Source organism: Pedobacter sp. FW305-3-2-15-E-R2A2 (assembly GCF_038446955.1).
Taxonomy (GTDB): Bacteria; Bacteroidota; Bacteroidia; order Sphingobacteriales; family Sphingobacteriaceae; genus Pedobacter.
This window is the reverse complement of the sequence record NZ_CP151803.1, coordinates 755746-769843: the sequence shown is the minus strand read 5'-3', so window position 1 is coordinate 769843 and position 14098 is coordinate 755746. Positions and strand designations below refer to the sequence as shown.

Annotated in this window: 8 protein-coding genes; 1 reads left to right on the top strand and 7 read right to left on the bottom strand. The window is 41.4% G+C overall.

What is annotated here, in order from left to right; translation table 11 throughout:
* Positions 1-6: 6 nt before the first annotated feature.
* The 5 genes from AAFF35_RS02975 to AAFF35_RS02955 all read right to left on the bottom strand — a co-directional run bounded on the left by AAFF35_RS02975 (position 7) and on the right by AAFF35_RS02955 (position 9489).
* Complete coding sequence (locus tag AAFF35_RS02975) at positions 7-2169, bottom strand: glycoside hydrolase family 32 protein (protein WP_342330877.1); 2163 nt, start codon at positions 2167-2169, stop codon at positions 7-9.
* A 71-nt stretch (positions 2170-2240) separates the two neighbouring features.
* Positions 2241-3983, bottom strand: coding sequence for a RagB/SusD family nutrient uptake outer membrane protein (locus AAFF35_RS02970; protein WP_342330875.1), 1743 nt, complete (start codon positions 3981-3983; stop codon positions 2241-2243).
* 24 nt (positions 3984-4007) lie between these two features.
* On the bottom strand, positions 4008-7040 hold the full coding sequence (locus AAFF35_RS02965; RefSeq protein ID WP_342330873.1) for a TonB-dependent receptor: 3033 nt from the start codon (positions 7038-7040) through the stop codon (positions 4008-4010).
* Between the two features lie 177 nt (positions 7041-7217).
* A complete protein-coding gene (locus tag AAFF35_RS02960; RefSeq protein WP_342330871.1) occupies positions 7218-8147 on the bottom strand; it encodes a carbohydrate kinase in 930 nt (309 codons plus the stop codon).
* A gap of 13 nt (positions 8148-8160) precedes the next feature.
* Positions 8161-9489, bottom strand: coding sequence for a sugar porter family MFS transporter (locus tag AAFF35_RS02955; RefSeq protein WP_342330870.1), 1329 nt, complete (start codon positions 9487-9489; stop codon positions 8161-8163).
* A gap of 342 nt (positions 9490-9831) precedes the next feature.
* On the opposite strand from AAFF35_RS02955, the gene AAFF35_RS02950 reads away from it, so the two are divergent.
* Entirely contained in the window at positions 9832-12603 is a 2772-nt protein-coding gene (locus AAFF35_RS02950) for a substrate-binding domain-containing protein (RefSeq protein WP_342330869.1), read from the top strand.
* 167 nt (positions 12604-12770) lie between these two features.
* Here AAFF35_RS02950 and AAFF35_RS02945 read toward each other — a convergent pair whose 3' ends face one another.
* The gene (locus tag AAFF35_RS02945; protein ID WP_342330867.1) at positions 12771-13196 is read right to left on the bottom strand and encodes a cupin domain-containing protein; all 426 of its coding nucleotides are present in this window, start codon (positions 13194-13196) and stop codon (positions 12771-12773) included.
* Positions 13197-13206: 10 nt separating this feature from the next.
* On the bottom strand, positions 13207-14028 hold the full coding sequence (locus AAFF35_RS02940) for an alpha/beta hydrolase (RefSeq protein WP_342330865.1): 822 nt from the start codon (positions 14026-14028) through the stop codon (positions 13207-13209).
* Positions 14029-14098: the final 70 nt, after the last annotated feature.

Sequence of the window (14098 nt, the reverse complement as noted above, 5' to 3'; positions counted from 1 at the left end):
CTTTACTTAAAACTCCGTCTTCATTCTCGCTGGCTGGATTGTCCAGACTTCAGCTTTCAAGTTGATATTACCGCCCTCAGCAAAGACCTCTGCCTGATCGCTGCTCCGTTTGGAAGGAAAGATTCTGGTAGTGAATGCATGTTGATTGTTGATAAACACCTCTACTACCGAGCCATCAACAAAAACATGGAAACTGGCGGGTTTGCTGGTATCCAGCAGAAAAGTATCTTTCCTGACACGGAGTGGTATTCCTTTTTTTGTACTGGAATGACGTTGATCTACAACAATTTCCCGGCTATCTGCATCGTAATATATTTTTGTATACTCCGAACCATCAGGATTTTTATGCAGAACGAACCCAAATTGCTTCGCCTTATTTGGCATAATCTGCGCCAGGATCTCATATTGCTGCCCCGAATAAAGCTTAACCGGCTGATGGCTGGCAACCGTAATGTCTAACACCTTACGATTAGCTGCTCTCAAAGACTGGAGTACGGGATGCGGGGACTGAATTATTTTCCCTTCCGATAAATTCCAGATTCTGGGAATACTATAAAGATGAGACCATCCCTGAAGGTATGCCGCTTCCCCGCTAATCTCATCAGGAATAATCGCAATTGCACAGATCCGCCCGTCTTTGTCCTCAGTGACAGAAGGTGAAAGCAACCTGTTGATGATCTCTAAATTCTCCGGCATTGGATGGTCAGGAACAAAACGTTCATTGACAAAGTTGCCAACCCAATAAAGTGCCCTGGCCGGAACCCCTTTATGGGGTACCTTATTCACCAGCAGCACATATTTATCCCCTATTTTTTTAAACACAGGCATCTCCCAGAAAATTCCGGAATTGTCTACTGCAGGATTCCCTTCAAACAGGGTATGCAAAAAACTCCAGTTTTTTAGATCAGCCGAGCTGTATAAAAGCAAAGCACCTTTTTCTACACTATCCTTTTTAACGCCAAAGCCCACAACCATATACCATTTATCTCCCTCTTTCCACACATAGGTATCCCGTAGATCAGTCCTGCTGTAGCCATCAGGCTGGCCTGGAACCACTGGATTTTGCTTATACTTTATCCAGTCATTAAGCGTACTGTCTTTCGGAAAAGCGAGGGCAATTCCCATTTTAGGTCCGCCTGCAGTATAACTGATCATCGGGACTCCCTTGTCATCAAGGATCACATGGCCTGACCATATCCCATTTTCGTCATACCCTTTCTCAGGACTTAATGCAGGTTTATGCTCCGTCCAGTTCACCATATCAGGGCTACTAAAATGTCCCCAGTTGATTTGCCTAAGCGCAAGATTTGAAGCATTCTTTTGGTTAAAGATATGGTATCTGCCTTTGTAAAAAATCAAACCATGTGTTTCGTTAGTCCAGTTCGCCGCAGGCAACAAGTGATATTTTGGACGGGAAAAATCATCTTTAAAACGTAGCTCAGGAATAGCCAGTACAGGAACTTTTTGAGCTAAAGCAGAAACCTCATTTTGAAGTTCTTTAATGGGAACCGGTTTGTTCCACAGTTTCAGTTCATCTATTATTCCGTTAATCGATGTCAAATCCATCTGACCTAAAAAAATTTCTCTGAAGTCCTTTCCCACCAGAATTTCGTCGGTTTTTTCCGGAAAATGAACTGAGGACATATTGATTTTGAGTTTATGTCCGTTGACCCAAACACTACTGTTTTCAGCCCTGATGTCCAACGCAATATTTAGCCATTTGAATTTCTCAACAAAATATCCCGTAGCCAGGTAAGAAAACTCCTTACCATTTCCTTTACCAATTAAGATCTCTCCAAACCTGTTTAGGCCAATAGATACAGAAATTCTGGTTTTACGATCTTTTAAGGCAAAAAAGGCAGCGGTATCTGTTGGAAACGATTCTAGTGCGAACCAACCTGAGCAGCCTGAGACCAGTTGATTAAAGCTGATCTCTGTTCGTAATGAGGTGCTATATCCATCTGTCCTCAAGCCTTTGCCAATAATCCCCGAACTAAGTTCAAGTTGATGCCTGGCATTGCTTAATGTTAGTTCTCCATTTTTCCGATCTGCCTTTAAGGGGTCTTTTCCGTCAAAGCTCCAATGTTGTGCAGACACCTCTAAGCAGGTGGAAAGAAAAAACATCAGAAAGGCAGTCAATCTTAACCAGCGGTGCAACTTAAATTCCATATTCATTTTTATTTAAGAATGAAGCCATAAAGGTGTTTATTGACACCTCTATGGCAATTGAAATATTACCCTCAGTATCCTGGGTTTTGTTGATAAAGACCTCCTGAGAAGTTAATCTGTGGCTGTGGTATAGGGAAATATTCATCCCTGCCTTTTACAAATCTTGCATTTTGCAAGTAGGTACGCACCAGTTTCTCTTTTGCAAAGTACTCGGTATTCAATACCTGATCTGCATTTCCCCAACGCACCAGATCAAAGAAACGCTCTCCTTCAAGAGCCAACTCCAGTTTGCGTTCAAAACGCATAGCTGTACGGGCATAAGCGTTTGTCCAGGTACAGTTCTCTCCGGGTTTATAGGTATCTATGGTATATTTAGCTGCATAGTCAGTTGGATTTGCTGAGTTAAATGCGGTTACATACTTACTGTTTTTCGCCCTCGTTCTAACCCGGTTGATCAACGGTAAAGCTTCATCCTGACGGTTCAATTCTATGAGTGCTTCAGCTTTCCATAACAGTACATCTGCAAACCTGATCACATGAAAATTGAGTGCTGAACCTCCCCATGGAAATCCTTTGACCATATATGGAGACTCAGGTGAAACTATCGCCTTTTTATTGGAATAATAACCATAGGTAGCAGGCTCACGTACCCAATCCGGACCATAAGGCGCTGTGTTGTAGTTTTTCCAGCGGATACCAAGACGTCCGACTGAAAAATCAAGCCTTGGGTCTACATCCATAGCCAAACCGTCTGCAACGGTCATCAGGTTTGTATTGTTATAGGTTTCAGGAATAGGCACGCCTTTACTATCGGTCTTAAAGGAGTTCACCAAATTCTGACTTGGTTGAAAAAAGCCATCTCCACCGTAGGCAGGACCACGCGGAGCATTTAACAAATTACTCCAGTTGATCCGTCCAAGGTCCGTACCATCTGCAATTGAATATTGAACAGCAAAGACAGACTCCACACTATTGTCAAATTCAGCCATAGAGAGTTGCTGAAAGTCCTGGAGCAAATCATAACCTCCCTTGGAAATTACCTCATCACATTCAGCAACGACCTCATTCAGCAGATTTTGATCTATAACCGCCACCGCATTGTCCGGATTTTGCTTATAAGCACGGTAGAGGTTTGTTTTGGCCTGATACGCAATCGCAGCATATTTAGTGGCCCTGCCCACTTCCGGCTGTTTTATTGGCAATAAAGCTGCTGCCGCACCAAATTCGGCAGCTATTTTCTCCAGGATCTGGTCCCGGCTAAATTGCACATTGGATATTTTAGGATAGTCTGCAGTTTCTACATTTTCATCAAAATAAGGGATCTTATTAAATAGACGGCTGAGTTCAAAAAAGAAGTGTGCCCTTAAAAAGCGCATCTCTCCCAGTCTCACATTCTTTAACGGCACTTCGGCTTCTGTGACTGCATTTAATCTACGTATTGCGCTATTGGCGCGCTGCACACTTCTATAAAGGCTAAACCACTTACGGTCCAACAATCCATTAGAAGCATATACTGCCGTAAAGGTTTCAAATTGGTTAAACTCGCTGATATCACCAATTCCCCCGCCGCCTTTATAAGCAGTCTCTGCACGGACATCGCCATATATCCAGTTCGTAGTAGGGGAAAGAAAAGTTCCATCGCTTCCTTCGGGACCTGCAAGAGCCGCATAAGAAGAAATGCAAAGGGCTTCGATACCATCCGGTGAGTTCAGCAACTCATCACTTAGTTTTCCTTTCGGTTTGCTATCCAGAAAATCTTTTTTGCAGGAGGTCAATACAACCAGCACCGCAAATATTATGTATTTAAATTTCATGATTTTTATGATTAAGTTGATCGGTTAAAATCCAAAGTTCAATCCTACAGTAAAGGTTCTTGGTAATGGATATGGATAACCTAGTCCCTCAGGGTCAGCGCCCCTATATTTAGTAATTGTAAACAGGTCCTGTCCCTGGACATACATGCGGAGGTTTCTTAGTTTTAATTTATCAGCCAGCGCTTTAGGAAGTGTGTATCCCAATTGGACATTTTTCAGTTTCAGGTAAGAACCATTCTCTATGAAATACTCAGAAGTTCTGGCCTCATCATTTGAATTCAAAGCTGTTAAAGCAGGGATATCGGAATTAAAATTAGTTGTAGGATTCCAGGCATCTAACAGCCTGGTACTATGGTTGCCAGTCCACAACTGGAAGAAATCCGTATAGAACTTTGAATTATTATAGGCATCTCTCACCATTCCATTCACAAAGAAAGAGAAATCAAAGGCTTTATAACCCAGGGCAACATTCAATCCACCGATAAATTTAGGCTGATCTGAGCCCAGCCATTCCATGTCTTTATCGTTGATCAGGTGGTCACCATTCGTATCTACATAACGTACCCGTCCCAAACCTTTTCCTGGTTTGTTGATGCCATCGTTAAGTTCTTCTGCAGTGCGGTAAATTCCGTTTGTTCTAAAACCCAGCCATGATCCCAGAGGTTGTCCGACAATGGTTTTATCCTGCCCATTCCCACCGCCATAAGTATAATAGATGTCATCAGGTACAGCCGTCACTTTGTTTTTATACGCCGTTGCTGTGAATGTCAGGCTATAGTTGAAATCCTTACCTATGTCATTTCTCCAGTTTACAATCGCTTCAAAGCCTTTATTACTCAAAGAAGCGCCATTATAGGCCATCGCCCCACCCTCTCCAACAATACCTATATAAGGTCGGTCAATCAGCATGTCGTCGGTTTTCTTAATGTAATAATCTAAGGTGATGTTCAACCTGCTTTTTAACATTGCCAGGTCCAGACCGAAATTGGTCTGGGTAGTTACCTCCCATTTAATGTCCGGATTCCCTGTCCGGTCTTTAATGATTCCGTTTGGAATTGTCCCCCTGTTGATACCAGAAATATCATAGCCCCCCATGTTCAGGTTTGTAGAATATTTGGTGTAGGTGGCTTCATTATCTAACAAGTCATTTCCATTCTGGCCCCAGCTTGCCCTTAGTTTGAGGTCGGAGATCAGGCTTTGATCCTTCATAAAATCTTCCTGAGTAACTCTCCATCCTGCCGATACAGCGGGGAAAACCGCAGCATTGTTATTCTTCCCGAATCTGGAAGAAGCATCCCTTCTAATGGTACCGGAAAGCAGGTATCGGTCATTATAAGCATAGTTCAATTTGCCAAAAACAGAATTTGTAGCCGTACGTGATGCGATTCCGTTGTTGGTTTGAGCACCGTCTCCTGCACTGATGTAACGATAATCCAGGGCTTCGATAATAAAGTTCTCTCTTTTTGCGCCCAGTGATTCATTAATGCTTTCTTTGGATTCGATACCTGCCAGCGCATTGATGTTGTGTTTGTCTATCGTAATGGTATAGTTGGCTGTATTCGACCATATCCAGTCCTTGTTATAGTCTGAAGAGGTATTCAATATGTTTTTATCAACAGAACGATCTCCTTCTCTCCATTTTGGTTCAAAAGCAGAGGCAAATCCGTTTCGATAATTGATGCTATAGTTGGACCTTAGGATCAAATTTTTAATCGGTTCAGCTTCTATGTACATATTGCCGAAGATGCGCCACTGTTCATTTCTGTTTTCCCTGATCTGATCCAGGAGCCTGACAGGATTAGGCTTGTCCCCTATTCCCTGGGTCGGACCAGCGTATCCGCCATTAATATCATACACCGGAATGATTGGGTGTTGTGCGATGGCAAGCTCTTCAATGCCCCCCGGCTTTAGTTTTTCATTCCATTTACTCAGATTCAGGTTTTGTCCAATCCTTAGGTGGTTATCCAAAAAGTTGTAATCTGAATTCAGACGACCATTAATACGGTTAAAATTGGTGTATTTGATCAAACCATCCTGATCAAAATAGTTAAGCGAAAAAGTAGAAGCACCGTTTTTGGAGCCTTTTGCGACCGTTAAATTATAGCTCTGCAAAACAGCGGTTTTGTACACCTGATCAGCCCAATTGGTGTCACCGGAACGAATGGTTTTCTTTTGGTCAATAAACTCCGGAATTACCGGAACATCGCCACTTCCATATAAATCATGTTTGGGTTTGATGCCATCATTATTATAAGCAGTCCAATAGGTTTCGCCCCATTGCTGTGCATTCAGCATTTTTATTCCCGTATGATAAGACTGGGTCGTGAGCTGGGCGTCAAAATCAACCGTCAACTGGTCTTTTTTACCCTTTTTTGTAGTAATGATGATGACACCATTGGCTGCCTGAGTACCGTAAATTGAAGCAGAAGCTGCATCTTTTAAAATCTGTATAGATTCTACATCATTTGGATTCAATAAGGTGGCAATGTTATCACGAGTTTGAACCCCATCAATAACATATAATGGTGTACCATTGTTAATGGTCGTGATGCCACGGATGCCAATACCTGTACCAACGCCACCGGGAGTTCCGTTATTGGTTACGTTAACACCCGGAACCCGCCCCTGTAGTGTTGAAATGATGTTTCCTGTTGGGATATTTTCAACATCTTTCATGTTCACTACCGAGACCGCACCGGTTAAATCCTTTTTCCTTTGTGTCTGATATCCTGTCACTACTACCTCCTCAAGGTTTTTGGAATCCGGTTCCAAAGTGACATCTATTTTTGTGCTGTTGTTTACTGGAATTTCCTGGGTCAAAAAACCGAGGTAAGAGATGACTAAAATCGCATTGTTACCTGAAATGCTTAGGGAATACTGACCCTGATTGTTCGTACTGGTGCCGGTTTTGGTACCCTTGAGCAAAACACCGACGCCAATCAATGTTTCTCCTTTGTTGTCTGTTACCTTTCCGGTAACGGTTATATTGTTTTGTGCGCTCAGATTTTGGCAAAAGAGGCACATAGCCAGGAGCAGTAGAAAATATTTTATTTTCATTTCCTTGTTATAATTAATAGTGAATGGTGAGACCTGTCAATTTTTACAATTGGCATATCCCTATTTGGTTAGTTAGCTCGCGTAAATTTTCCCTCCGTTAGGGTGCTGAAGTATTTTTTTTATTCATAATATTTGGTTTAGGTTTATAATTGGTTGGTTTATATGTAGTGGGTTTATTTATGGCAAAGAAATTTCTGACGCGCACCATTTCCGTTTCCAGATAAATCTGTCAAAATCAAATTTTGAATACTCCGGACACGCTCCGGACTGCGCTGTGATAAATGCGCCCATTGCTACTGCATAATCTAAAGTCACCTCCAAAGGTTCTCCTGCGAGCTTCATGGCTAGAAATGCGGCCAGAAAAGAATCTCCACTTCCTATGGTATCTGCTACGCTGATGCTGTACGCAGGATATTCGTAAGTCAGGCTTCGGTTATAGTAGGTCGCACCATGTGGCCCCTTTGTAATCAGGATTTCTTTCATTCCGAACTTGCTAAATATAGCTTCAATACAATCCAGCTCTCTTGAATAGGAAATGTCAGTCCATTCGCATATGATGCGGAGTTCAGCTGAATTTATTTTAACCAAATCAGCCCTTCGGAGCAAATCACAGACAAATTCAGGGCTGTAATGCGGTGCCCTTAGATTTACGTCAAAGATCTTGTACCGGGCATGAGCCAGCATTTTAAGTAAGGTGGAGCGTGAAACTTCATTTCTGGAACCAAGACTTCCAAACACAAATGCATCAGATGTTTTAATCAGTTGTTCCATTTCTTCCTCCCATCTGATAAAATCCCAGGCAACGGGAGCTACAATCTCATAATTCACTTCATTGTCCTCATTAATAGAGGCCAGTACCTGACTGGTTTCCTGATGGTCATTGATCTGTACCCAGTTGGTTTTGACCCCTATTCCATTTAGGAAATCCAATAGGTCTTTTCCCGCCTGATCGTTTCCAATGCTGCTGATCAGGTGACTTTGCAGCCCTAACTTATGCAGGTGATAAGCCACATTCATCGGAGCACCACCCGGCCTTTTGCCATCAGGAAGGTTATCCCAAAGGATTTCACCAAAACACACTACTGATTTTATAGCTGAGGAATTCATATTGATATAATTTTTAATGCATGATTAAATTAGTTCCGATCTGTTCTAATGACTTGCCTTTGGTTTCCGGCATCAGTTTCCAGACAAATAGGAGCTGAAGTACCATCATCCCAGCAAAGAAGAAAAAGGTAGTCGCGCCACCTAATGTTTCTGCCAGATATGGAAAGCAAAATGCGATAATTGCTGCCATGATCCAGTGCGTGGAGCTGCCTAGCGTCTGCCCTTTTGCACGAACTGAATTTGGAAAAATTTCGGAGATAAAAACCCAGATTACCGCTCCCTGAGAAAACGCAAAAAAGGCAATAAACAGCATGATGTAAGCAGGAATGGCAAAGCCGGAGAAATTCTCTGTATAAAAAGTGAATCCAACAAGAAAAAGAGAAGCAATCAGTCCAAAAGAGCCCACTAACATGAGTACCCTTCTGCCAATCCTGTCAATAAAATTAATTGCAATTAAAGTGAAGATGAAATTGATCATCCCAATCCCTACAGTAGACAGCAAAGAGGAATGCGCACCAAGGCCTGCCATTTCAAAAATTCTGGGCGCGTAATAAATGATGGCATTAATTCCGGAAATCTGATTGAAAAAAGCAAAAAGGATGGCCAACATTACCGGAGTCCGATATTTTCGGGAGAAAAGATTTTCTTCCGTTCCTGAAGGGGATTTCAAGGCTGAGTTTTGGATAGCGGCTAGCTCCTCCTCACAATTCAGCGGATTGATCACCCTAAGTATCTTTAACGCACTTTCGGTGGCTCCCTTTTTTAGGATCAGCCATCTTGGACTTTCAGGTATGAAATAAATCAGCACAAAGAAGAGGAAGGAAGGAAATGCCTGAACCCCCAGCATCCAGCGCCATGACGAATCACCACCCTGACTGATCAGGTAGTTGGACAGGTAAGAAATCAAAATCCCCAGAACAACATTAAACTGGAACAGACCAACAAGTCTTCCTCTTTTATGTGCGGGAGAAATTTCGGATATATATATAGGTGCGGTCACAGATGATATCCCAACGCCAAGTCCGCCAAGAAATCTGAAGATTAAAAAAACAGACCACTCTCCTGCAAGCGCAGTACCAATAGAAGAAAGCAAATAAGCTATGGCAACAAAGTACAAAGTATTTTTACGGCCAAAACGATCTGAAGGTCTTGAACCGACAAGCGAGCCGATCACTGTTCCTATAAGTGCTATAGAGATGGTAAAACCATGTTCGAAAGATGACAATTGCCAGAATTGCTGGATTGACTTTTCCGCTCCGGAAATAACAGCGGTATCGAATCCAAAAAGAAAGCCTCCAAGGGCTACGACCATGGACCATGCCAGGACGGAATATTTTTTCATGCTCAAAGTTTATAATGGTTAAGGATTGTAAATTAGATCAAACACGAAAGGAAAAACATCAAAATCGTTTCTAAAAACTACAAATTTCAATAAACACACAACAACCTAACAATCAACACATTAACCACACACATTACTCATCTTATTTTCAAACTTTCAATTTTGAATCAGAAAAGCTAAGGTTTTGATACATGAATAATTGAACACCAACCAGATCAGACCTGAGCGCATTTTCGTTATCGCAGCCTTTTCTATATATTTAAATCAGATTCCCTAAGAACCCAACCATTAACCAAGTACTTAATTCTGCTATTCTGCTCTGGAATTTGAAGCAATGATGCCATGAAAACCATATTTTACCCGCTGATCAGCATGTTCCTGTTTTTTCTTTTATGCTTTACACTCCCGGGCTGTGAAAAACAAAAGGAAAATCCCATATACAATATTGGCTTTTCGCAATGTATTGGCTCAGATCTATGGAGAAAAACCATGCTAGAGGAAGTAAAAATGGAGCTTTCTTTGCATCCTGGTGCGAAACTGACCTATATGGATGCAAATGGCAACAGTAAACTGCAGACGAAGCAGGTACGCGACATGATCAATAAAGGGATTGATATTTTGATGATATCTCCAAATGAGGCCCAACCCTTAACTCCAATTGTAGAAGAAGCCTATAACAAGGGCATCCCCGTAATTATCATTGACAGAAAGACGGCTTCTTCCTCTTATACAGCTTACGTAGGTGCCGACAACTTCCAGATTGGAAAAATGGCAGGAGAGTACGCAGGAGAAGCGCTTAAAGGTAAAGGAAACATTGTAGAGGTGATGGGACTTCCCGGTTCCTCCCCAACAATTGAGCGACAGCGGGGATTCAGTGAAGGGCTAAAAAAGTACCCCGGCATAAAAATTATAAATCAGGTTTATGGCAACTGGCTAAAAAAAGACACAGAAGAACAACTGGTTAAAATCAAAAACTCCCTGGCGAATGTGAATGCTGTTTTTGCACACAATGACCAGATGGCATCGGGAAGCAGGAAAGTTTTAAATGACCTCAAATTGTCTGAACAGATTAAAGTGATCGGAATAGATGCTTTACCCGGACAGGGAGGTGGCTTGCAAATGGTGAGCAGCAAAATTCTTACTGCCAGTGTACTTTATCCAACCGGAGGTAAAGAGGCCATCAGCACCGCTTTTAAAATCATGAACAGGGAATCATTTTCGAAAGAGAATATTTTACAGTCTCTGGTTATCGATTCCACAAATGTTGACCTGATGAAACTCCAATGGAATAAGTTCAGCAGCCAGCAAAAAGATATTGAGCGCCAGGGAGCGCTGCTCGAAGAGCAAAAAGTACTTTTCAAAAATCAACAGATCGTCCTCAATGTAACCGTGATCACCCTGGTTCTTTCTGTAGTATTTGGTGGCCTTGCGCTTTATGCATTACTGGAAAACAGAAAAATTAATAAGGACCTGGAGGCAAATAATATTGAAATATTAAATCAGCGCAACCAGCTGATCGAAATGTCAGATAAAGCTGAAGCTGCAACAGAGGCCAAGCTAAACTTTTTCACGAATATGTCTCATGAATTTCGTACTCCGCTTACGCTGATTCTCTCGCCGCTTGAAGACCTGATCCATAACGAAAAAATCAGACCTGTTGCTGAAAAAAACCTAAATCTCATCCACAAAAATGTTTATCGGTTGCTTAGGCTCATCAATCAGCTGATCGACTACAGGAAGATTGAACACGACAAAATGTTGCTTAGCGTTTCTCAGAATAATCTGGTAGAATTTTTAAAAGACATTCTGGAGAGCTTTCAATATAGTGCAAAAAAGAAGAACATTGACATCAGATTGATTACAGATGCCCAGGAAATCAACGTATGGTTTGATGTCAACATGCTCGACAAAGTCATCTTCAACCTACTGTCTAATGCATTGAAATTTACTCCTGCCAATGGGATCATTTATGCAGAAATCACTCATGATTCAGCATCGGTATTTCTATCCATCAAGGATAATGGACCGGGGATCGCAACAGAAGAGATGGAGCACGTATTTGAGTATTTCTACCAGGCACAAACGAATGCAGTAAAGGGATCCGGGCTCGGTTTATCATTATCTAAAGAACTGATGAACCTACATCATGGTGATATTACAGTTGAAAGTACAAAATGGCAGGGAACAAAGTTCAGTATCCGCCTTCAATTGGGTGACGCACATTTCGCAGAGGAAGAAAAGCGGAAAGGAAAAGCCAGCAAAGAAGCGCTGTATGAGGATGCTAAAATTTATACAACTGGACTCAATGATGTTCCTCAGCCAAGAAACCAGGATGTCTTAAGAACGATAAAACAGGAATCAGTCCTGATCATTGAAGACAACCATGATTTGCTGAATTACCTGGGTAATAAATTTGATGAAGACTATGAAGTTTTCCTTGCAGACACAGGTGATAAAGGCATCACCGCGGCCTATGAACAGGTCCCTGATTTGATCATATCAGATCTTGTACTTCCAGGATCATCGGGACGCTCGCTTACTGAAAAGCTAAAATCTGATGTCCGGACCTCTCATATTCCGATTATATTATTGTCTGCTCACGGTAGCCTTGAACAGCAAATCAACGGCATGGAAAGTATGGCTGATGCTTATATTGTAAAGCCTTTTAATTACGAATATCTGGTAGCAACGGTAAAAAGCCTGTTAAAGAACCGCTCCCTGCTCAAAAACCACTATGTAAGTGACATCAGTACTTCAGGTAAACCACCTATTTCAAAAAGTCTGGACAAAAAGTTCATCAACGATTTTGCAGGAATTGTAGAGCAGAACCTCTCTAATGAAAATTTTAGTGTGGATGAAATCAGTAAGGAAATAGGAATTTCAAGGGTTCAGTTGTACCGGAAAGTTAAAGCTTTACTGGATTGCAGTGTGACAGACTATATTATGAACAGGAGGTTGAAAAAAGCAAAATACCTGCTGATCAACGAACGTTATAGCATAGCAGAAATTACCTATATGGTTGGTTTTTCTTCTCCAAATTACTTTTCTACAGTCTTTAAATCAAAATATGGTATGCGGCCAAGCGAATTCAAAAAGACCCAACAGCCAAACTAAAAGCTCGCGCCCGAAAATCTTTTTCAGAGCGAGCCGACAGTTTATTGTATCCCGGCAACGGAAGAGAGGATCTTAATGAATAGAGAATGATCTAACTACTTCTTAAGCTGGTTAGATCATTCCTCGAAGAATTAATTTTCTTTAGCACGCTCCTTATTTAGGGTTGCTTATTTTTTCATTACAAGAAGAGGCTGATCCTTCCTCACAATGTAAGTTGCAAGCTCAGAGGCTTTAACTTTACCAATATTTTTGGCGGAATGATTCTTTCCAGCCGGAATAAAAAGTACTTCGCCTGCTTTAAGAACAACTGGCTTCTCCCCTTCTATCTGGTATTCAAATATACCTTCGAGTACATAGATCATCTCTTCTCCTGGATGTGAATGCATGCCGAAGGCGGAGTCAGGTTCAAAATCTATTCGTGCCTGAATAGTTTCATATCCCAAAATCTCAATATTATGTCTTTGCAAGTTTGTACGACTTATTCCTGATTGTTGTGCAAAAGCAGAGTCAGGTATAAAAAATGCCGCGAAACTGAAGAGAACAACTGCAGCAAACAAATTTTTTCTATGTGTTTTTATCTTTAAATTTTTCATTTTGTCAGGATTAAGAATTGATAAATTCTAAAATGTCATTATTAATTGTTTCTGCATTGATGGTAGGCATCCCGTGTGAAAATCCCGGATAGATAATAAGCTTTCCATTTTTTAGCAGTTCCGCAGCTTTTACAGCCGTAGTAGCGTAGGGTACAATCTGGTCATCGTCGCCATGAAGTACCAGTACCGGCATTTCTACACTCTTAAGATCTTCTGTAAAATCAGTTTCCGAAAACACTTTTATACAATCGTATTGTGCTTTTATCCCGCCCATCATACCTTGCCTCCACCAGTTATCCTGAATGCCTTTTTTTACGATGGCATTTTCTCTATTGTAACCGTAAAACGGAACGGTCAGATCTTGGTAAAACTGCTGTCTGTTATGGAGTGTATTGTTTCTGATGTCGTCAAAAACTGACAATGGCACCCCTTCAGGATTATTTTCATCCGCAATCATATAAGGTGTAATTGCACTGATAAGTACCACCTTGGCCACACGTTCTTTGCCAAACTTCGAAGCATATCTTATCGCTTCGCCACCCCCTGTTGAATGACCTACATGTATGACATTTTTAAGGTCTAAAAATGTGATTAATTCTGCCACATCTGCTGCATAGGTATCCATATCATTACCTGTAAATGTTTGGGTTGATCTGCCGTGACCGCGTCTGTCGTGGGCAATAACTCTATATCCCTTGTTTAAAAAAAACATCATTTGCGCATCCCAATCGTCAGATGACAATGGCCATCCATGGTGAAAGAAAATTGGTTGTCCTGTTCCTAAATCTTTGAAGTAAATTTCTGTTCCGTCTTTAACTGTTAACTTGTTCATGTCTTTATAATTTTAATTGTTTCTATTGATTTGATATTCCAAAGTTGGGGTTATTCATAATGCCTATCAA